At 63.7% G+C, this 20,774-nt stretch carries 14 protein-coding genes and 1 tRNA gene; 9 read left to right on the top strand and 6 right to left on the bottom strand.

The window, feature by feature from the left end; all coding sequences use genetic code 11:
* Positions 1-239: 239 nt before the first annotated feature.
* From LAN61_03895 to LAN61_03880, 4 genes are all read left to right on the top strand, one after another.
* Positions 240-316, top strand: a tRNA-Arg gene (locus tag LAN61_03895).
* A 509-nt stretch (positions 317-825) separates the two neighbouring features.
* Complete coding sequence (locus LAN61_03890) at positions 826-2,118, top strand: glycosyltransferase (GenBank protein ID MBZ5539646.1); 1,293 nt, start codon at positions 826-828, stop codon at positions 2,116-2,118.
* Between the two features lie 434 nt (positions 2,119-2,552).
* Positions 2,553-2,918 (top strand): cupin domain-containing protein, encoded by a 366-nt coding sequence (locus LAN61_03885; GenBank protein MBZ5539645.1) that lies wholly within the window; start codon positions 2,553-2,555, stop codon positions 2,916-2,918.
* A gap of 39 nt (positions 2,919-2,957) precedes the next feature.
* Positions 2,958-4,163, top strand: a complete 1,206-nt coding sequence (locus LAN61_03880) for a saccharopine dehydrogenase NADP-binding domain-containing protein (GenBank protein ID MBZ5539644.1) — start codon at positions 2,958-2,960, stop codon at positions 4,161-4,163.
* Positions 4,164-4,183: 20 nt separating this feature from the next.
* Here the strand turns inward: LAN61_03880 and LAN61_03875 are convergent, their stop codons facing one another.
* Positions 4,184-4,594, bottom strand: coding sequence for an EamA family transporter (locus LAN61_03875; GenBank protein ID MBZ5539643.1), 411 nt, complete (start codon positions 4,592-4,594; stop codon positions 4,184-4,186).
* 291 nt (positions 4,595-4,885) lie between these two features.
* Between LAN61_03875 and LAN61_03870 the strand changes: the two genes are divergently transcribed.
* Positions 4,886-6,316: a glutamine synthetase family protein gene (locus tag LAN61_03870; GenBank protein MBZ5539642.1), complete on the top strand. Its 1,431-nt coding sequence runs from the start codon at positions 4,886-4,888 to the stop codon at positions 6,314-6,316.
* Positions 6,317-6,708: 392 nt separating this feature from the next.
* Positions 6,709-8,532 (top strand): cadmium-translocating P-type ATPase, encoded by a 1,824-nt coding sequence (cadA, locus tag LAN61_03865; GenBank protein MBZ5539641.1) that lies wholly within the window; start codon positions 6,709-6,711, stop codon positions 8,530-8,532.
* A 210-nt stretch (positions 8,533-8,742) separates the two neighbouring features.
* Here cadA and LAN61_03860 read toward each other — a convergent pair whose 3' ends face one another.
* The 3 genes from LAN61_03860 to LAN61_03850 all read right to left on the bottom strand — a co-directional run bounded on the left by LAN61_03860 (position 8,743) and on the right by LAN61_03850 (position 11,731).
* Positions 8,743-9,840 (bottom strand): c-type cytochrome, encoded by a 1,098-nt coding sequence (locus LAN61_03860; GenBank protein MBZ5539640.1) that lies wholly within the window; start codon positions 9,838-9,840, stop codon positions 8,743-8,745.
* A gap of 324 nt (positions 9,841-10,164) precedes the next feature.
* The gene (locus LAN61_03855) at positions 10,165-10,890 is read right to left on the bottom strand and encodes an FHA domain-containing protein (protein MBZ5539639.1); all 726 of its coding nucleotides are present in this window, start codon (positions 10,888-10,890) and stop codon (positions 10,165-10,167) included.
* Position 10,891: 1 nt separating this feature from the next.
* Complete coding sequence (locus LAN61_03850; protein ID MBZ5539638.1) at positions 10,892-11,731, bottom strand: Stp1/IreP family PP2C-type Ser/Thr phosphatase; 840 nt, start codon at positions 11,729-11,731, stop codon at positions 10,892-10,894.
* Positions 11,732-12,129: 398 nt separating this feature from the next.
* Here LAN61_03850 and LAN61_03845 point away from each other — a divergent pair, with 398 nt between their 5' ends.
* From LAN61_03845 to LAN61_03835, 3 genes are all read left to right on the top strand, one after another.
* Positions 12,130-12,783 (top strand): peroxiredoxin, encoded by a 654-nt coding sequence (locus LAN61_03845; protein MBZ5539637.1) that lies wholly within the window; start codon positions 12,130-12,132, stop codon positions 12,781-12,783.
* A gap of 23 nt (positions 12,784-12,806) precedes the next feature.
* Positions 12,807-14,207, top strand: a complete 1,401-nt coding sequence (locus tag LAN61_03840) for an MBL fold metallo-hydrolase (protein ID MBZ5539636.1) — start codon at positions 12,807-12,809, stop codon at positions 14,205-14,207.
* Between the two features lie 218 nt (positions 14,208-14,425).
* Positions 14,426-15,382, top strand: coding sequence for a hypothetical protein (locus LAN61_03835; protein ID MBZ5539635.1), 957 nt, complete (start codon positions 14,426-14,428; stop codon positions 15,380-15,382).
* Positions 15,383-15,486: 104 nt separating this feature from the next.
* Here LAN61_03835 and LAN61_03830 read toward each other — a convergent pair whose 3' ends face one another.
* Both LAN61_03830 and LAN61_03825 read right to left on the bottom strand, forming a co-directional pair.
* A complete protein-coding gene (locus LAN61_03830) occupies positions 15,487-16,620 on the bottom strand; it encodes a DNA recombination protein RmuC (GenBank protein MBZ5539634.1) in 1,134 nt (377 codons plus the stop codon).
* Between the two features lie 150 nt (positions 16,621-16,770).
* Positions 16,771-20,652, bottom strand: a complete 3,882-nt coding sequence (locus tag LAN61_03825) for a TonB-dependent receptor (GenBank protein MBZ5539633.1) — start codon at positions 20,650-20,652, stop codon at positions 16,771-16,773.
* Positions 20,653-20,774 lie beyond the last annotated feature (122 nt).

The following is a 20,774-nucleotide window of genomic DNA, read 5'->3' as shown; positions in this document are numbered from 1 at the left end:
AACTTCTCAACGATGCGGTAGTGCGAAACCGTACGCCCGATAAAGTTCTGCTTGTCCACGGTCCGCAAAGTATATCAGGCGTTTGCAAATCGCAAGCACACGCTTGGCGGGAACGAAACTGGGTGTCGCCTTGCCGGAATAGAAACTCTTCAATTAAGAAGCACGAGCCTGGAGTTCAGATAAATGGCAAGGAACGACTGCCCTTGTAACTGGTGTAAACTAAAAATGTTGGGCGATACGGGCCTGTAGCTCAGATGGATAGAGCAGCGGTTTCCTAAACCGTTTGTCGGGAGTTCGACTCTCCCCAGGCCCACCAGCGTCCTCTTATCATTCACACTCTGCGAAGTTCAGTGGATCCCGAAGGGCTGAACAGCGTTTCGGGTGACCGCGAAGCGGTCAACTCTTGTGTGGCGGTCTGTTTCTGTGCTTTAAAACCGTAATACCGATAGCTGCAGGAATGACACCGATACGCGTGGATGTTGAGCCGGTGCAGAATGAGCTTCTCGAAGAGAGCTTTCCTCTTCGAGCGATGCACCTTAGCGCTTCCGCATCTCGGACAATTATGCCGTCTTGCCATAGGGAGCCCCCGACATCTGACATGCTAGCGGACGGAGGCTTCCTGATGCTGCAGGACAAACCAGGCTTTGCACCAAAAAGTTACTCCCCGCGGCTGAGGATCTTCGCTTCGCCAGGCGTGAGCCAGCCTATGGCGCGGCAGAGTATTCCGTGGAGAACGGCGCCGCTTATTGGATAGACTCTAAGGCCGCAAGGCGCGGTTGGGCGCGGGAATGGATCGAGACACTGTCCGGGGGAGCTGCGCGTCACATGGGACAACAAAAAGTCATCGCCTTCTTTCCCGAGGCGGCCTACGGCCCCGCTCTGAATTCCGTGGGCATTGCACAGGCCTGTGAAGCCCTCGGCCACCAGGCCGTCTTTCTGACCGCCCCGGACATGGCCGGAGTTTACGCGGGTTACGGCTTCCGGGAATTCATCGTCAACATGGCCCAGCCGATGGCGGCGGACGAGGCTGCCCAGTACTGGCAGAACTTTATCAACGGCCATATCCAGAACTTCGACAAGTCGCCCTACGAGCAGATTGACAACTACGTGCGCGACTGCTGGGACGCCATCGTGGAGACGGCCGTCTGGGCGCAGAAGGGTCTCCCCCAGGTGCTCGAACAGGTGCGCCCGGACCTGATCTGCGTGGACAACGTCATCCTCTTTCCCGCCATCAAGCAGTACGGCAAGCCCTGGGTGCGCATCATCTCCTGCAGCGAAAACGAAATCCCCGACCCGGAGATTCCCCCGCACCTCTCCGGCTGCGGGGAGAAGGACCGCGATTGTTTCCGGCGCTACGAAGCGCACTTCAACGAAGTCATCCAGCCGATCCACGCGCGCTTCAATCAATTTCTCGCCGCGCATGGCGAGGCTGCCTATCCCCTCGGCCAGTTCTTCGAAACCTCGCCCTATTTGAACCTGCTCCTCTATCCCGAAGCGGTCAAATTCACGCGCCGCCACCCCCTCGACCCTGGGCGCTTCCAGTACCTGGAGGGTTGCGTCCGCCAGGAGCAGCCCTACACGCTCCCGGTTTTCCCGGCCAACCAGGACAAGCCGGTCGTCTACGTCAGCTTCGGCTCGCTGGGCTGCGGCGACACCAAAACACTGCAGCGCCTGATCGCCGCGCTGGGCCATCTCCCGGTGCGCGCGCTGGTCAACGCCGGCGGCTATCTCGACGCCTACACAGCGGTCCCGGCGAACGTCATCCTCGACAGATGGTTCCCGCAGCCATCGTTAATCCCGCAGGTGGATGCCGTGATTCATCACGGCGGCAACAACACCTTCACCGAATGCCTGTACTTCGGCAAGCCCTCCCTCATCATGCCCTACGTGTGGGACGGCCACGACAACGCCACGCGCGTCCACGAAACCGGGCACGGCATCAAGATGCACCGCAACCACTGGGCGCCCGAAGAGCTCGCCCGCAATCTACACGTCCTTCTGACCGATCCGGCAATGCAGCAGCGGCTCGCGGCCACTTCTGCGCAGATGCACCGCCAGCCCGGCCCAGGCAAGGCCGCAATGCTGCTCAATAAGCTCTTGCGGCAGCACCGCGCATGAGCCGCCCGTTCAGCGGCAGCCAAACGAATTCGTTCGGTGAATGTGATTCACGGAAAGGCTGCAATCCCGGCGTACGTATGACTCTCGATCGAACTTCCTCGGCTCCGCATCTTCATCCCGCCGCGCAATGGGAGCAGCACGTCGCGGGTCAGGACGAGCGCTTTCTCCTCCGCGACGCCCACGCAAAGATCGTTGGCCTTGTGCTGCACAGGAGCCCGGACGGCGCGGTGGAAGTGGGCATCCGCCGCTGGTCCCCAGGAGCAGCACCCTTTGCCGTGTCCGCGGATACGCTCTGCCACTTCACCTGTGGCCGAGCCGTCTTCCATAGCGGACAGGGCGAGACGCTGGAGATCGCTCCCGGCACGGTCGTGCACTTCAAGCAAGGCTGGAGCGGCCATGCGGAGATCGCCGAACTCCTGGATGCAACCTTCATGATGTGCGCAGGAGGGCCAGCCGAGCGCACGCCGCTGCTGCGCGACGCAATGACCGCAAGTCCTCTCAAGGACTGGGGAGCGATCCCCACGATACTAGACGGGACTTCGCACACCGCCGGCATCCTGCTGAGCCGCGAGGCTAATGGCCGCGCCGAAAGCGGCATCTGGACCTGCACCTCGGGCGTGTGGCGCTGCGAAGTGATCCACGACGAGTTCTGCCACTTCCTCGAAGGCTCCTGCACCTACACCCACGATGGCGGCGAGCGGATCGAGATCCAGCCCGATACGCTGGCCTTCTTCCCGCAGGGCTGGGCCGGCCGTTGCGAAGTGCACCGAACGGTGCGCAAAATCTATATGATCCGGTAGGACGTCCCGGGAATTCCGGACAAGGAGAAGCGGACTGACATGCGCATTCTACTGATCGGCGGCGCCGGCCTGATGGCCGCGGGAACCGCCCGCGATCTTCTCTCGCCCTTGTCGCCGGGCGTGACCCGGGTCATCGCCGCGGATTCCAGCCGCGAGCGTCTCGCTGTTCTGCAACAGGCGCTCCCCGATCCGCGCCTGGAGACGCGCCTGCTCGACGTCACCGATCGCGCCGCGCTCCGCGCTCTGCTCGCCGGCTGCGATCTGTGCATCAATGGCGTTCCTACTTTCGCCGGCTTTCAGATGCCCCTCTTCGAGGCCTGCCTCGAAGCGCGGCGCACCTACGCCGACTATGGCGGCATGGGCGTCTACACCGTGCAGCAAAAGGCGCAGCAGAAGCGCTGGCAGGAAGCGGGCGTCACCGCGGTGCTCGGCCTGGGCTCCGATCCCGGCCTGTCCAATGTCCTCTGCCGCGCCGTGGCCGACCGCCTGGATCGCATCGAGCGCATCAATCTGTATTGGGCCGCCACGCGCATCGGCCCGGAAAATCCGGTCCTCGTGCCGCCCTACAGCCTTTCCACGGTGCTCGCCGAATACGCCAATCCCAGCCAGCAGTTTCTCGACGGGAAGCTGCGCGAGGTTCCTCCGCAGAGCGGCCTGGAAACGATGGAGCTTCCCGCTCCCTGGGGACGCACCACTTTCCTGCACTCGCAGCATTCCGAGCCGCTTACCGTGCCTTTTGCCCAGGGCATCGCAGAAAAAGGCATTCGCGAGTTCACCTGGAAACTCTCGCTTCCGGAACGCGAGCATGAAGCCTGGGTTGGTTTGGTAAAGGCCGGCTTCGGGGCCTTCGAGGAAGCCGTCACTGTGAAGGGAGTTGCGGTGCGCCCGCTGGACGTGCTGCAAGCGGTGATTGATCGCAACATCGCGCGCAACCGCGCCCGCATCCCCGCGCAGGAAAGCCACGAGATGCACTTCGCTGTCGGACACGGCACCCGCGGAGGCTGGCCCTGCCGCGTCACCTGCCGTGTGATTGGCCGCCCGGATCCTTTCTACGACGACTACGCCGACGCCGGCACCTCCATGTGCATGTCCGTCGGGGTGCAGCAGATTCTGGCCCGGCCATTGCTTCCGGGCGTCTGGGCGCCCGAAGAATATTTCGAGGTCGATCCCTTCTTCACCGCGCTGCGCCAGCGCCGTTTCGCCGTAGAAATCGAGATCCAGACGATCGAGACACCGGCGTCGTAACGCGCGGAGAGCGCGCCGCGTCACTCCGCCAGGAGCACGCTCGCGATCAAGGCAAAGGCGATCCCCGCTGCCTGGCGCGGCGTCAGCTTCTCGTGTAGAAACAGGATGCTCAGCAGGATAGTGATCACCGGGTACAGCGCCGAAAGCGTGACTACCGTGGAGGCTTTGCCCTGCTCCAGTGCCGCGAAAAATGTCAGAAAGCCCACGAAGGTGAAGAATCCCCCGGCGAACGACCAGCTGAATCCCGGCAGCGACGGTTCGATCTTGAATTTTTCGATCAGCAGCACCACGAAGGCGAACGCCAACACTCCCACCGACTGAAACAGCAGCATCTGCCGCGGCTTGGAATGCACGGCAGCCAGCTTGCTGAAAACTCCCCAGATCCCCCACAACAACACCGTCAGCATGGCGTAGAAATACCAGATCTTCACGTTTCCTCCTGTCGTTGCATGACAGCAACTTTTTCTGCGAACACCCGCGCCACGTCTCCCGCAAGCTTTTGCCCGCAGCCCCCGCCCGGTCACCCGGCGAGGGATATTCCCATACTTCGCCGGAAAATACACAACCACTCGCCCGCTCCACCGCGCGGCCCCGTTATCGCAGCCATCAGTTTTTTCGATTTGACGCTCCGCCGCAGCGGCGATACCCTACCCCCTGCATGATTTCGCTTTGGCCCCTGAATTCGCCGCTGAATTGCCGATCACTCCAACACGAGGAGATTCATGTCGAACGAACTGCGTAATTTCCTGGCCCTTTCCTATGAAGAGCTGGAAGAACTGAACCTGAAGGCCAAAGAGCAGCGCAAAAACCGCGTTGCCGCCCACAAGGTCCAGGAGGACCGCCTCAAGTATCTGACCGACGAGAAGCGCATCAAGGCCGTCACCGTGCTCTTCAGCGACCTCGAAGGCCGCTTGCACATGCTGGACTACGACAAGAAGTTCCTCGTCAAGAGCTGGGACAACCTCACCTTTGACGGCTCTTCCATCCGCGGCTTCACCGCACAGCGCGAAAGCGACCTGCGCCTGGCCATGGACTGGGGCGCCTTCTACTGGGCTCCCGCCGATTTCTTCGGTTCCGGCAAGGTGCTGGTTTTCGGCGAAGTCATCGACAAGGACGGCTCGCCCTACACCGCCGATATCCGCGGCGCCCTGAAGGGGTTTGCCGAGGAGCAGCACAAGAAGGAAGGCTACACGCTGAACGCGGCCAACGAAATTGAAGGCTTCCTCTTCAATGGCTCCGACGCGGAGCGCCGCTACCACGAAACCGGCAGGTTCGACTACGTCAACACCGGCGGTTATTACCATTCCCTGCCCGGCGACCCCCTGCGCACCTTCATCGACACCGCCGCCGAAGTGCAGCGCGCCATGGGCTTCCAGAACGAGAAGGACCACCCGGAAGTCGCGCCTTCCCAGTTCGAAATCAATTACAGCTACGGCGAAGTGGTGGCCGCGGCCGATCAGATCCAGCTCTACAAGCTGATCTGCCGCCAGGTGGCGAACAAGATGGGATTCACGGCCAGCTTCCTGCCCAAGCCGGTGGTCGGCGTCAACGGCAACGGCATGCACACCAACGTCTCCGTCAGCAAGGGCGGCAAGAATCTCTTCTGGGATCCCAAGGGCGAAGAGAACCTCAGCAAGCTCGGCTGGTCGTTCGTGGATCGCATCCTGACCCACGCCAACGATATCTGCCTGCTGCTCAACGCCAGCGTCAACGCCTACCGCCGTCTCGACCCGCACTTCGAAGCCCCGAACCAGATCAAGGCTTCGCCCGTGGATCGCGGCTCCATGATCCGCATCCCCATCGGCAACGAAAAGAGCATGCGCGTGGAAGTTCGCTCGGTCGGGCCGGACGCCAATCCCTACCTGGTCATGTACTCGATCTTCAAGGCCGGCCTGGAGGGCGAGACCGCCAAGATTAAGAACCTGCGCCAAGCTGAACGCTACCTGCCCGACAACGTCTACACCGCCCTCGCCAATTTCAAGGAAGCCGCCTGGACCACCAAGCTGCTCGGCGCAGACGTCAAGGGCCGCTACGCCGACCTCAAGGAGGCCTCCGCCGACCGCTGCCCCCGTATGCTGGGCACCTTCGTCAAGGCGCCCGAGGTGCAATATCACCACGAGGTCTACAATCAGTTCCTCTGGAACAAGTTCTAGGCTTCCGCAAACAATTCAGAAAAACAAGACGTCCCGCTGAGCCGGGACGTCTTGTTTTTCTGCGCAGGTGTCCCCTGGCGCTGCCGGACCCTACCCCTTCTTTCCGCCGCTCTTTTCCCCTACACTTCCTCTAGGTAGCCGTGACCCCTGGCGTTCGCCGGGACCCCTGCCATATCCCCGGTCTTACGCCGCTACCTGCACCATCCGGCGCACAAACGGCCCGCGAGGTGACCTTGCCGATGGACACCACATCCGGCAGTTCCGCCGCCGGGGATGTCTCCCCGGCGCGCGGCGCACCTGCGCCGAAGAAACCTTCCCCGCTCCCCGCGCCGCGCGCCTGGCGCCTCTCGCATTCCCGGGAAACCTACATCGCCGCGCTGACCGCCGCCGGCATGCTCGCGCACTTCCTGCTGCGCTATGCCGCGGGCGCCAGCCCTTCCACCTCGCTCCTTCCTCTCTACGCTGTTCTGCTGCTGGGGGGCGTGCCGTTGGTCATCGCCCTCGGGCGCAATCTGCTGGCTCGCGAATTCGGCTCCGATCTCCTCGCCGGCATCTCCATCCTCAGCTCCATCTTGCTGGGGCAATACCTAGTGGGCTGCATCATCGTGCTCATGCTCTCCGGCGGCACAGCGCTCGAGGAGTACGCCACACGCCGCGCCTCCTCGGTTCTGGAAGCCCTGGCCAAACGCATGCCCCAGGTGGCGCACCGCAAGCGCGAAGTGGGCATCGCCGACGTGCCCCTCGAAGAGATCGCCATCGGCGACACCCTGATCGTCTTCCCCCACGAGCTCTGCCCGGTGGACGGCGTGGTCGTCGAAGGCCACGGCATCATGGACGAGTCCTACCTGACCGGCGAGCCCTACGAGCTTTCCAAAACCCCCGGCTCCAAGGTCCTCTCCGGCAGCATCAACGGGGAGACGGCGCTGACTATCGCCGCCGAAAAGCTGGCCGTGGACTCCCGCTACGCCAAGATCATGGAAGTGATGCGTGCCACGGAAGAGCGCCGCCCGCATCTGCGGCGCCTGGGCGACCGCCTCGGCGCCTGGTACACGCCGCTGGCCGTCGGCGTTGCCGTCCTCACCTGGCTCGTGACCCATGATCCCATGCGCTTCCTGGCGGTCGTGGTCATCGCCACGCCCTGCCCGCTGCTCCTGGCCATTCCCGTGGCCATCATCGGCGCCATCTCGCTCTGCGCCCGCCACAGCATCATCATCAAAAATCCCGCGGTCCTCGAGCAGATCAGCAACTGCCGCTCCCTGGTCCTCGACAAAACCGGCACGCTCACCTACGGCAAGCCCGCCCTCACCGAAATCCTCGGCCCCGCGGGCTTCCGCCGCGACGAAGTGCTGCAGCTTGCCGCCAGCCTCGAGCAGTACTCCCGTCATCCCCTGGCCGGCGCCGTGCGCGATGCCGCCCTGGGCGCTTCCCTGCCGATGTATGCGGTCAGCGAGATGACCGAAAAGCCCGGCCAGGGCCTCGCCGGACAAGTCGCGGGCAAATTCGTCAAGATTACCGGCCGCGACAAAGTTGCCGCGGAGGCTCTGCATCTGCCCCCGGTCGTCTCCGGTCTCGAATGCCTGGTCTTCGTGGACGGCGTCTACGCCGCCACGTTCCGCTTCCACGACGCGCCGCGCAAGGAGAGCCGCTCCTTCGTGGACCACCTCAAGCCCCGGCACAAAATCGACCGCGTCCTGCTGGTCTCCGGCGACCGCAAATCCGAGGTGCAATACCTCGCCGACGAAGTGGGCATCACCGACGTCTACGCCAGCCAGAGCCCGGAGCAGAAGGTGGCCATCGTGGTGGAGGAGATGCGCCGCGCGCAGACCATGGTTGTGGGCGACGGCATCAACGACGCCCCGGCGCTGATGGCCGCCACCGTGGGCATCGCCTTCGGTCCCAACAGCGACATCACCTCGGAAGCCGCCGACGCCGTCATCCTGACCACTTCGCTGGAAAAAGTGGACGAGCTCTTTCACATCAGCAGCCGCATGCGCTCCATCGCCCTGCAGAGCGCCGTCGGTGGCATGCTTTTGAGCATGATTGGAATGGCCCTGGCCGCTTTCGGCTACCTGCCCGCTCTCGAAGGGGCGGTAGCCCAGGAGGTCATCGATCTCGTCGCCGTGCTCAACGCCGTGCGCGTGGCCCTGCCGGTCGAAAAACTCGCTGACATGCCGAGCCTCGGCCCCCGCCGCCCCGCCCTACCGGCAAGGTTTTAGCAAGGTGCCGGAAATCGCGTTGGCGGTTGTCCTCCCGAGCGGAGCGATAGTTGATTCCGGCGCGCCGGAAAAGATCTCCCCGGAAACACAGGCCAGCGGTGAGGAGGCGAAGTTGCGTCCGGTCTTGGCGTCAACAAGAAACCGGCCGGTGCGCACCTTGCAATGGGTACCCACCGGCCGGCTGATTTTCACCACAACCGCAGATGCGGCTTACTTCCCTTCCGGCGGTCCGACGTCGGGAGGCAGCTTGCCGTCCAGCGATTTCAGGAACTCCTGCAGATCCTCGCGCTCCTGCCCGGTCAGAAAATCCAGAACGTGGATTTCCTTGTCCAGGTGTGGATTGGAATTGCCTCCGCCGATGTAATGGTCGATCACATCCTTGAGCGTGGGCATGCTGCCGTCGTGCATGTACGGAGCGGTCTGCGAGATGTTGCGCAGCGTCGGCGTCTTGAACGCCCCGGTGTCCGCCTCATTCTTGGAGATCGCGGCGCGGCCGGTATCGGTGAAATTGCCCCGGGTATCCGCGCCGATGCCGATGTTATGGAACTTGTTGTCGGTGAACAGCGCGTAATTGTCGCCGATCGTGTGGCACACGGCGCAGTTGCCTTTCTTCGGGTCCTGGAACACTTTCAGCCCGCGCTGCGCGGACTTCGAAAGCGCCTTCTTGTCGTGTCTGTAGTAGTAGCGGTCAAACGGGGAATTCCCGCTCAACACCGTGCGTTCGAACGAACCGATGGACTTCGCCACCATGTCGATGGTGATCTGGTCCGTGCCCCAGGCCTTCTGGAAGGCTTCGCGGTAGCTGGCATTCCCTTGCACGTACTTCACCACGCCTTCCAGCGTGTGCGCCATTTCCACCGGGTTCTGCATCGGCCCCATAGCCTGGTCTTCCAGGCTCGGCGCGCGCCCGTCCCAGAACTGCACCGTGTTGTAGGCCGAGTTGATTACCGTCGGCGCGCTGCGCCCGCCGAGCTTGCCACCCACCCCCGAGGAAAACGCCTTGTTGTCGGTGAATCCGCTGGCCGGGCCATGACAACTGGCGCAGGAGATGGTGTCGTCCAACGAAAGTGCCTTGTCGTAGTACAGCCGGCGGCCCAGCGCGATGGTCTCCACGGTCGGCGGATTGTTTGCCGGCACCGGCACCGGCGGCAGCCCCAGCGGCGCCTTGATTTCAATGGTTTTCCCTACAGGCCGCGCGGCTCCCTGCGCCTGCACAACCTGCGGATGGAACGCTCCGGCATACCACAGTCCTGCTCCGGCTGCGGCTGCTGCGAGAAGAATATGGAAACGAGTCACTCGATGCAGCATATCGTCCTCCCTTACTCCACACCTCAAATCGAGAGTAGGCAGCGCTCCGGGATTTGTCAATCCAGCCACTTTCCACGCCCTGCCTCAGCTCGCAGCGGCGGTGGCATTGATCCCGGCGCGGCCGGGAGGCCGCGATGTAACGAGACAACCCGCCGCTACAGCAACCTCGACCAACACCCTTTTCCTCATGCTTCGCAGACCGCGCGAAACACCGCCTAACGTATGCGCAGGATGTCCGGATTCAGAGGAAGAAGGCCCGGCGACCGTCGCAGTAGCGGCAGCCGCCGGCGCGGAGCCCCGGCGCCCCGCCCTTCGTCTGCTTCGCTATTCGCGGAAGAAGAAGTTCAGACGCACGCCGCAAACCTCGATGAGGTCGCCGTCGTTCAGACGCGTGGGCCCGTGAATCGGCATGCCGTTCACCGTGGGAATCTTGTCGCCGGGCCCCAGATAGTAGCCGTCATCGCGATGATTGATCTGCGCGGCGACCTCCGGCTTGAACCAGCCCTTCAGCCGCACCGTGGCCATAGCCGATTTCCCGATCACCGTCAGCTTGTTCGTGAGCATATAGTCCCGCTGATCGGTCTTTCCGCCGAGCACCGCTAGCGAGGGCATTTTCAGCCGCCCCCCCGCGAACTGCGAGCGCTCCCCCAGGGCAACGGCCTGCTGCAGCAGGTCGCGCCTCTCCTTGGTGTCCAGCACCATGGTTTCATCAATGCGCGGCGCGCTGGCCTTGCGCGCGCTCTCCAGCGTCAGCGGCCCCTCTCCGGTGGCATCCACCTTGATGTGATGCTTGCCGATCCAGATGGAATCGCCGTCGTGCAGGGTGGCGCGCTCGATGCGCAGATCGTTCACAAACGTTCCGTTCAGGCTGTCCAGGTCCTCCACCACGAGCTTGCCCGCCTCGAAATAGACGCGCGCGTGGTAGTTGGAGACCGCCAGGTTGTCCACGGGAATGTCATTGTCCGGCGCGCGCCCGATGCCCACCGGCACGCTCCCCACGGGCACTTCCTTGACCACCCGGTTCTCGAACATCAGGCTGAGCTTTGCCATTTCAAACGCCTCCTCCCGCATCCCCGTTTGATCCCGTCTTCCGGGCGCTCCCGCGCAGCCAGGAAAACAATCCCTTCGCTTCGGAATCCAGCCGTACCACGATCACCGTGACGTTGTCCGCTCCCCCGTTTTCATTGGCCAGCGCCACCAGCTTTTCCGCCGCCCGCTGGGGATCGGTTTCCGCTTGCAGCGTCCCGGCAATTTCCGGCTCGGTGACCATGCGCGTCAGCCCGTCCGAGCAGATCAGCAGCACATCCCGCGCGATGAGCGCGTGCTCATCCGTATCCACTTCCACTTCCGCCTGCGTCCCCAGCGCCCGCAGCAGCACGCTCTGCATCTCGCTCTGCTCGGCTTCCGCCGGCGTCAGGATGCCCCGCCGCACCTGCTCGGCCACCAGCGAATGATCGTTGGTCAACTGGTGCAGCCCGCCCATGCGCAGCAGATACACCCGGCTGTCCCCCACGTGCGCCACGCTCATCCGTTCGCCCTCAATCCACACCGCGCTCAGCGTCGCGCCCATTCCCTGCTGTTCCGCATGCTCTTCCGCCGAAGCGTAAATATTCCGGTTGGCCAGGTGCACCGCGCTCACCAAGCGTCTGGTGCGCTCGCTCCAGCCCACCACCGGCTCGCCGAACAGCGGCGCGGCTTGGTCGATCTGCGCCTCCAGACAGTGTCCCGCCACCGTTTCCACCGCCAGCGCACTGGCGACTTCCCCGTGCGCCTCGCCGCCCATCCCGTCCGATAGCACGAACAGGTTCAGCGGCGCCACAATGCGGTAACTATCCTCGTTGTTCGAGCGGACACGGCCCACGTCGCTGCTGCCGCCGCATACAATTCGCACTGGCTTTGCTCCGCACTATTCCGGCGAGCCTCGACTCGCCCGTCCGATGGCTCACCCGCTGCCCGGACACACCCGCTCCGGACTGTCTGCTCCCACGCTAACAGAGCCCTGCGTCCTCCTCAATGGACTGGCCTCAACTAGTTATTCGCATTTTCGCCACTTTCCGCCGTCGGGCATCCCCGCACAGGCCCCCGCATCCGACGCTTTTTTGTGCCATTTCGGTGACGGGTCCGCACAGGCGGGCCCCTAATCCCAGTTCACCGCCTGCCGCTGCAATGATGTAAGATCTCTCCCGCTCTAGAGCCCGGTGCAGCGAGCTCTCTTACTCAAACGGATCGCGGAGCAGGTCGCGGAATATAGCTATCATTCAGGCACGCAGGAAAGGAACGCAAGCAGCCATGACAGACACCATCAGCCTTCCCAAGATCGGGGAAACCGCTCCGGACTTCACCGCCGTAACCACGCACTCTCCGGCGATGAAGTTCAGCGAATGGCAGGGCGATTCCTGGGTCGTATTTTTTTCCCACCCCGCCGATTTCACGCCCGTCTGCACCACGGAACTTACCGAATTCGCCCGGCGCAACGACGAGTTCAAGGCTCTGGGCGTCAAGCTGATCGGTCTGAGCATCGACAGCATCCACTCCCATCTGGCCTGGCTGCAGAACATCAAGCAGATCATGGGCGTGGAGATTTCCTACCCCATGGTCGCCGACATCGACATGAAGGTCTCCAGCCTCTACGGCATGCTCCACCCGGGAGCCAGCGCCACGGCCACGGTGCGCGCGGTCTTCGTCATCGATCCCAAGCGGGTGATTCGCGCGATTATTTACTACCCTCTGAACGTCGGCCGCAACGTGGACGAGGTGGTCCGCCTGGTCAAGGGGCTGCAGACCGCCGACACCCAGGCCTGCGCCACGCCCGTGAACTGGCAGCCGGGCCAGCCCGTGGTTGTGCCCGCGCCCAAAACCGTCGAAGACGTCGCCCGCAACACCGCCAACAAGGACTACGAGAAGAAGGACTTCTACCTCGCCTTCAAGGCTCACAAGAAGTAGCGGGGCCGACCCGGGAGCGTGCCATGGAATTTCAACAGTTCTATCTCAGCTGCCTTGCGCATGCCTCCTACCTTGTTGGCTCGGAGGGCATCGCCGCCATCGTGGACCCGCAACGCGACGTCGACATCTATCTCGAGGAGGCCGCCCGCCGCGGGCTCCGCATCCAGCACATCATCGAGACCCACCTGCACGCCGATTTTGTCTCCGGCCATGTGGAACTGGCGCGCCGCACCGGCGCTCAGATCTACCTGGGCGCGCAGGCCGGCGCGACCTTTCCGCACGTTCCCGTAAAGGACGGCGAGGAAGTCCGTTTTGGCCGCGTCGTTCTGCGCTTTCTGGAGACCCCCGGCCATACCCCGGAGAGCGTCTGCATTGTGGTCACCGATCTGGACCGCTCCGAAAAGCCGTGGGCGGCTCTGACCGGAGACACCCTTTTCATCGGCGACGTCGGCAGGCCCGACCTCTCCCCGAACCACACTCCCCAGCAGCTGGCGGCGCTGCTCTACGACAGCCTGCACTCCAAACTCTTGACCCTTCCCGACGACGTTCTCGTCTATCCCGCGCATGGCGCCGGCTCCCTCTGCGGACGCCAGATGAGCACGGACCTCTCTTCCACCATCGGCACGCAACGCACTCTGAACTATGCCCTGCGCGCCGCCAGCAAAGACGAGTTCGTCCGCCTGCTCACCGATGATCTTCCCGAGCGCCCCGGCTACTTCCTGCGCGACGCCGCCATCAATCGCAGCGGCGCGCCCGCGCTCTCCGATCTCCCGCCGCTGCTCGGCCTCTCGCCCGCCGCATTCGAAGCCCAGCGCAGCGAAGGGCTGATCGTGCTGGACACCCGTCCTGCAGCAAAATACCTCCCTGCCCACATTCCGGGTTCCGTGCAGATCGCCTTGGGCGGCCAATTCGCTTCCTGGGCCGGCGCTCTGCTTGGTGTAGATGCCCGCCTGCTCCTCGTCGCGGAAGATTCCGCCGCCGTGGAGGAAACCCGCATGCGCCTGGCACGCGTGGGCATCGAGAAGCTCGAAGGCTACCTGGAGGGCGGCATCCTGGCCTGGCAAAAAGCCGGCCTTCCCCTGGAGAGCATTCCGGAGATCACCGTCGAGGAACTCCACCAGCGCATGCGCGGCGCTGAAGGTTTGCAGCTGCTCGATGTGCGCCGCCAGGGCGAGTGGGATTCGGGCCACATCGCCGGCGCTATGCTCAAGCCGCTGAACAATCTGGAAAAGGACTTCGACGGCCTCGACCGCAGCCGCCCTCTCGCCGTGCAGTGCCAGGGCGGATACCGCAGCGCCATCGCCGCCAGCCTCCTGCGCCGCGCCGGCTTCCAGAACATTATCAACATCGCAGGCGGCTTCAGCGCCTGGACCACCTGCAAGCTGCCCGTGGCGGCAGCCAGCAGCGCCCCCGTCAGCCACTGAGTCTCTCTTGTAGCGGCGGGTTTGCCCCGCCGTCCCTCTTTGCTTCCCTTTGTAGGGGAATGCGCTTACGTTGTGCTTTGCGCTTGTTAACGGCTTCCGAAGCGGAAGACCAGCCCCGTGAAAATCCGTATGTTGTTCTGTGATTCGAGGATCGAGCAAGGACTGAAACGCGTCATGAAGTAATCGACCTGGGCAGGGCTCTCATCTACAATCCTTGCGTGCTCCGCCTCCGCCACTTCTGCTTTTCTCGTCTATTTACCCTGCGCCTCGAAGGGCTGGCCCTCGTTGCCGTGACGATCCTCGCCGCACTTTCCGTCTTCCCGGCTCTGGGCCACGCACAGAAGCTGCCCGCGGCCCCGGCGCCCTCCGCCGCGCGCATCCTCCTGCTGCCCCGGCGGGCCCTGGCCGGGGAACGCATCACCTTGGCCGTCCTCGACTTCACTGGCCGCCTCACCCCCGGCGTCAGCGTCGCTTTTTCCAGCGGAGACCGCGTCACCACCGACGCCACCGGCCGCGCCACCCTGGCCGCACCCTCCGCTGCGGGCACGTTCTTCGCCTCCATCTCCGGACGCCCCGGCCGCGTGCCTCTGACGATCGTCGCCTCGCAGGCCCTCACCGGCGCCGGCGGAACCCCACGCGCGGGCGAAACCTCCCTGCCACGCCTCGCCGTGCTCGCCATCCCGCGTTTTGCCCTGCTCGCCGACCGCTTCGACCTCTTCGGCACGGGTTTCTGCGGCGCGGCCGATGCCAACCGCGTGCTCATCGCCGGCCAGCCCGCGCTGGTCCTTGCCGCCTCTTCGCTGGCGCTGACCATCCTCCCGCCCGACGGCCTCCCCCCCGGCCCCGCCGAAGCCACGCTCGCCTGCGGCGAACGCGCCGCGCCTCCCTTCTCCCTGCACTTCGTGTCGCTCGAGCTGGTAGCTTCTTCCGCCCCCCTGGCCCCCGGAGAAAAGCGCGAGCTCGTCATCCTCGTCCATGGCACCGCGGAGCGCGTCCCACTCGAAGCGCGCAACCTCGCCCCGCAAATCGCCGAGCTCGCCGGCGGCAATCCCGTGCGCCTGCCCTCCACCGGCGGCCCGGAAAATTCCGCGGGCCTGCAGCTCTTCGGGCGCAGCCACGGCTCCTTCCTCATTAGCATCCGCCTGGTGCCCTCCTACGTCCCGCCGCACCGCTGACCTCTCCTCCGCCCCGGTCGCACCGCAAGACTGCGGCAGCCGGCGGACTTCCGCACGCACTCCGGCCAGACAACTCTTTGCGGTATTTGATTTTTCCAGGAGGACTAGGCGATCTGCTTGGCGTTTTTCGCCGGCGGCAAGGACAGCTCGCCGGGCCCCGCTTCGCCCAGCGCACCCGCGGTTTCCGTGCCCAGCATTCCGCCTAGCGTGTTGTGCACCTTCTCGAAGCGCTTGTCCGCGTCGCTGTAGCTCTGCTGCGCGTTCTTCAGGTGCGTGCCCAGCTTCTCGAACACTTCCGTGAAGGTGTCCATTTGCTTCTGCATCCCGGAGAGGCCGGCGACCAGGCGCTTGGCGTTTTCCTCGATCTGCAGGCCGCGCAGCCCCATGGAAATCACGCACAGGTGCGCGTAGAGAGTGTTCGGAGATACGGCGATGACTTTTCTCTCCCGGCAGTAGGCGTCCAGTTGCAGTCCCTTGCTGTCCTCGGTCATCAGCATCTCGTAGTAGACGGCTTCCGAGGGCACGAACATCAGCGCCACATCCAGCGTGCCCTCGTTCGGCACGATATATTTTTTGCCGATGGAGTCGGCGTGGCCCTTCACCGCGGTGGCAAAGGCGCGGCGCGCCTCGTCACCCTCGGCGCTCAGGCGGCGGTAGGCATCCAGGGGAAACTTGGAATCGATGGCCATGAGCTTCTTGTCGCGCAGGAAGATGACCGCGTCGGCGGCCTCCCCGCTGGCGAAGCGGTACTGCATGGCGTACTGCGCGGAGGGCAGCGAATCCTCGAGCAGCCGCTCCAGGGTCACTTCGCCCAGCGACCCGCGGGACTTGGCCCCGCCCAGAATGTGCTGCAGGGTCTGCGTGGCCTGGGACATCTCGCGCCCGGCCTCCTGCACCTCGCCCAGTTGCTTCTGGATCTGCCCGATCATCTCGCGGGAGTTTTTCAGCTCGCCGCTCATCGCCGCCTGAGCCGCCGCGGAGATATTCGCGGAATCGGTCACGCCCTTGTGCAGCGCCTGGGTCACCGACTCCAGCCGCTGCGCCACGCTCTGCTGCATCTGCCCGATCTGCTGGCTGAAATTCTGCGTCTGCCCGGCGAGCGTCTGCAGGTCGCGCTGCAGCTGTTCGCTGCGCGCGCGCGCCTCTTCCTCGCGCCTCCGGCTTTGCCTGCTCTGCAGCACCTGCCAGAGCACGAGCAGCGCCACCACAACCGCCAGCACGATCCATACTGCGTTCATCGTTTCTCCAACTCCCTCGCGGGAAACGGCTTCCCTACTCTACTCGCAGGAGCGCAATTCTGAAAACCCCGGAAAGTAAAAAGGGCTTCCCAGTTGGACCAGGAAGCCCTCTTTTGACTTTTAACTTTCGACTTTCAACTTCCTTTTCTTCTACCAGTTCAGTTTCAGCGCGAACTGGAATTGCCGCGCGTCGCTGGCGGCCGCGGGCGCGCCCGCCGTGCACGTTGAGCCGGCCGCCGGGCTGCAGAGCTGGTTCACTGCCGCAACGTTGGTGCGGTTGAACAGATTGAAGGCGTCGGCGATCAGGTCCAGCTTAAAGCGCTCGCCGAAGGGCACCCGCTTGGAGACGCGCAGGTCCCACTGGAAGAAATTGGGGGCGACGAAGGCATTGCGGCTGAGATTGCCGTTGCAGCCGTAGCCCAAGGTTGTCACTCCGGGCACGCTGAACGAAGCGCCGCTGCTTGTAAGGCAGGAGTTCGGGAGCGTAAAGGTCACGCCGGGAATGTACGGCGAGGTGGCCGTGACGGCGCCGGAGCCCACGGAAGGCCGGCCGTTCGAGGCCCCCAGGCCCAGCCGGTAATCCACACCGGTGATAATCGTGTAGGGCCGCCCGGAGGAAACCTCGACGATGGGGGCCACCGAGAAGTCTCCCAGGAAATGCTTCCAGAAGCTGTCGCCGCTCTTGGCGCTGGGGCTCTGATAGACGGCGCTGGTGACCCAGCGGTGGCGCTGGTCGAGATTGGAATTGCCGCGTTCCAGGTTGGGGAAGCGGCTGTCCTGCGGCTCGAGAGGAGACTGCAAGTCAATCGAGTCGTCGATGGTGTGCGACCAGGTGTAACTGGAGAGCAGTTCGAAGCCCTTGGAGAAGCGCTTGGTCACGTTGACCGTCAGCCCGTGATAGACCGAATTGCCGTTGGACATCTGGGCATCCACGCTGTTGAAGGGCACGGGCGCGCCTTTACCTGTGGGATAGCCGGCGAGTCCCGCCAAGGTAACAAGCCCAGGATAGGCTGGTAACCCTCCGAAGGACGGATTGGGTCCGGACGGGCGGAAGAAATTGAATGCCGCCGCCGTGCCGAGAAACTGTCCGTCGAGCGCAGCCACCGGGCAGCCAAAGAGCACACCCAGAACCTGCGGAGCGATGACGTTCACGCCGCAGGTGGTCGGTGTCGACCCAAAAGAGGCGGCCGGAGCGACTACCGTGGCCGGGCTGCTGAAATTGAGACCTGCCACCTCCGCATTGACGAAGTTCTGCGTCAGCAACTGCGGGTCCGTGGGGTTAATGTCCACCGGGCGGTTCAGGTGGATCGCGTGCGTATACTGATAGCCCACGCTGATCTTCCACGACCCGGCTATCTCCCGCTCGACCGTCAAGTTCGATTGCTGGGCATAGGCAAATTTGAAATCCTTAGACACCGGCAAGTTGAACGGCAGAGCCGAAAGCGGGAAGCCCGCCGTCAGGAAGTTCTGGTTGGCAAACAAGGAATTCGTGCCAAAGGGATCGAAGCGCTGCTGGTTCGGCTGATAGTACATGCTGGGCAGAGAGTTCAGCACGCCCTGGAAGATCGAAGAACCATTGAGATTTGCGGGGCTGTCCAGGCCGCCGCCGCACGCAAGTGTCACCAGGCCGCAGGCGGAGGGGGCGCCCCCGCCGGAGATCAGTTGCACGGACTGGCCGCCATCCACGGTGATCGCGTCGAAGGCCACTGCCAGCAGGGGATGATCGTAGAAGATACCGTAGCCGGCGCGGATCACGGTCTTGCCGTCGCCCTTGGGATCCCAGGCCAGGCCGATGCGCGGAGCCACGTTATTCTTGTCGCGCGGGATTCCTTCCACGATGCCCAGGGCCTGTTCCGCCGCCTGGTTCACCGCAGTCGCCGCCGGGAAGATCGGCGTGAGCTCGACATCGTAGCGCACGCCATAGTTCAGGGTCAGCTTACGGGTTATCCGCCAGCTATCCTGCGCGAAAAAGCCCAGGGGGATGTTATTGAGGGGGCGGTTGGCGGCTCCGATTCCCTGGATGTAGGTGGTGGGAAGGCCCAGGCCGTAGGACTGCACGGCGGTGGTGCCGGGCAGATTGATTCCCCCCACCGAATCCGGTATTAATCCGCCAGTAACCGTGGAGATGGGGTTCGCGCCGAAGTTGGCCACCCCGCCGAAGTCGAGCTGGAAAATGGTGGGTTTGGAGGTGCGCAACTGTATATAGTTCACGTCCCCGCCCATCTTGAAGGTGTGATTGCCGCGCACCAAGGTGATGTTGTCGGTCCACTCCCAGCGCCGCTCGATGCGATCCACCGTGGAGTACGGCTCCCGCCCGAAGTAGGCATAGCCCGGTATGTTCACGCCGAGCTGGTCGCCGCCGGGAAGTTTCGAATAGCCGTAATGCAGGCCGCGGCGCGCGAACTGAAAGCGGAACTGGTTGAAGGTCCGGTCGCCGATGATGGTGTCGTGCTGGAAGGTGCCGGAAACGTCGCGGCTCTGGTTCATGCCGGTGCGCGATCCGGAGTTCTGTCCGAAGACCTGGTTCTGGGAAGTGGTCTGAATCCCGGTCACCAGCGAGGGGGAAACGCCCACGCGCAGGAAGGAGGTATTGTGGTTGTTCCAACGCTGGTCCAGGCGGCCCGACCACAGACTGGTCTTTTCCATCACCGGGAAGTTGCCACGCAGGGACATCAGGCCGACGTATGACGCCGGCAGCGGCGCGATTCCAGCCGGAACGACGGAGCCACCCGGCCCGACTGCCGCAAATCCGCCACAGAACACTGCATTGATGGTCTGACCCAGGGGGCAAGGCACTGGAAACGAAAATTCTCCCGGCACGATGTATGGGTTTAGGGAGCCGCCGGACAATGTCGACGCCAGGGCGCCGTAGTCGGTCTTGTTCAGGGCCACGCTCGAGGCCGATCCCAGGATGGTGGCATACTCCCCGGCAAGCGCCACCTGGCCCGCCCCCAAAAGACTGTTTACCGCTGTCGTCTGCGGCCCGGTCAGGAGAAGACCTTGCAGCCCGCACCCTCCACACTGAAACGGCGCAAGGTCGAAATTGTTCTGGCCGATGCTGGAGAAGCCGGTCTCCTCGCGCTGCGTGTATTCGTAGGAGAAGAAGTAGAAGGACTTGTCCTTCTTGATGGGCCCGCCCAGCGTGGCTCCTGCCTGTACGCGGGTGTAGGCCTGCTTGACTGGTATCAGATTGCCGGTGGCGGTATCCACCTGCCCCGAGAAGGCGTTGCGCGCCTGGAACGACTTGTTGCGCAAATAGCCGAAGAGGTTACCGTGCACGTCGTTGCCGCCGCTCTTGGTGACGATGTTCACCACGCCGCCGGTGGCACGGCCGTACTCGGCGTTGTAGTTGCTCAGAATGAGCTGGAACTCCTGCACCGCCTCCTGCGAGACGGTGGCCCGGATGCCGTTGATCGAGTTATCCACGGCGTCCGCGCCGTCCACGTTGACCTGATTGGAGCGGCCGCGCTGCCCGCCGACGTTCAGGCCGCTGGTCGGCGCGGGGCCGATGGAGGGCGCCACGTCGCGGCTGGTCTGTGAACTGGTCAGGGTAAAGTTGATATAGTTGCGGCCGTTGATGGGCAGGTTATCGATGCGCCGCTGCTCCACGGTCTGGGAGCTTTCCGTCTTAGTGGTCTCGATGGGCGCGGTTTCCGTGGTCACCGTCACCGTCTGCTGCACCCCGCGGAGTTGGAGTTGCAGGTCGAAGGTGGCCGCTTCGCCGACCGTCAGCACCAGCTCGGGATTCTCAAAGGCCGCGAAGCTGGCCCCGCCTTCCACGGTCAGTTTGAATTTGCCCGGGGGCAAGCCCACCAGGCTGTAGCGGCCGCTTTCATCGGCGACGGTGGTGCGCTCGGCGCCGGTGCTCAGGCTGGTCACCGTCACCTTCGCGCCTTTTACCGCCAGCCCCTGCGGGTCGGAAATCGTTCCCGAAAGATCCGCCGTGTTTCTCTGCGCCGCCGCAGTTCCGGCAAAGAACAGCGCCACCACACACACCAACAGAACGGCCAGCATACGCTTTGAGCAATGCATGCCACCCTCCTCCAACGATCTCGTCCGTTTTCCGCTACCCCGCTACGGTTTGCAGACCTGTTCGCTCCCTAAGGCGTAAGCGAATGAATACTCGGCTTTTACTGCAACCACGGGCGCTTTTC

The organism is Terriglobia bacterium (genome assembly GCA_020072785.1).
Taxonomy (GTDB): domain Bacteria; phylum Acidobacteriota; class Terriglobia; order Acidiferrales; family UBA7541; genus Acidiferrum.
The sequence above is the reverse complement of the archived record's forward strand: the minus strand, read 5'-3'. Positions and strand labels throughout refer to the sequence as shown.

Coding starts and splice junctions, on each gene's coding strand:
- LAN61_03855 (MBZ5539639.1), bottom strand. CDS start 10,890: ATGGCAAAGCTCAGCCTGATGTTCGAGAACCGGGTGGTCAAGGAAGTG.
- LAN61_03860 (MBZ5539640.1), bottom strand. CDS start 9,840: ATGCTGCATCGAGTGACTCGTTTCCATATTCTTCTCGCAGCAGCCGCA.
- LAN61_03830 (MBZ5539634.1), bottom strand. CDS start 16,620: ATGAACGCAGTATGGATCGTGCTGGCGGTTGTGGTGGCGCTGCTCGTG.
- LAN61_03870 (MBZ5539642.1), top strand. CDS start 4,886: ATGTCGAACGAACTGCGTAATTTCCTGGCCCTTTCCTATGAAGAGCTG.
- LAN61_03885 (MBZ5539645.1), top strand. CDS start 2,553: ATGTGCGCAGGAGGGCCAGCCGAGCGCACGCCGCTGCTGCGCGACGCA.
- LAN61_03880 (MBZ5539644.1), top strand. CDS start 2,958: ATGCGCATTCTACTGATCGGCGGCGCCGGCCTGATGGCCGCGGGAACC.
- cadA (MBZ5539641.1), top strand. CDS start 6,709: ATGCTCGCGCACTTCCTGCTGCGCTATGCCGCGGGCGCCAGCCCTTCC.
- LAN61_03840 (MBZ5539636.1), top strand. CDS start 12,807: ATGGAATTTCAACAGTTCTATCTCAGCTGCCTTGCGCATGCCTCCTAC.
- LAN61_03845 (MBZ5539637.1), top strand. CDS start 12,130: ATGACAGACACCATCAGCCTTCCCAAGATCGGGGAAACCGCTCCGGAC.
- LAN61_03890 (MBZ5539646.1), top strand. CDS start 826: ATGGGACAACAAAAAGTCATCGCCTTCTTTCCCGAGGCGGCCTACGGC.
- LAN61_03825 (MBZ5539633.1), bottom strand. CDS start 20,652: ATGCATTGCTCAAAGCGTATGCTGGCCGTTCTGTTGGTGTGTGTGGTG.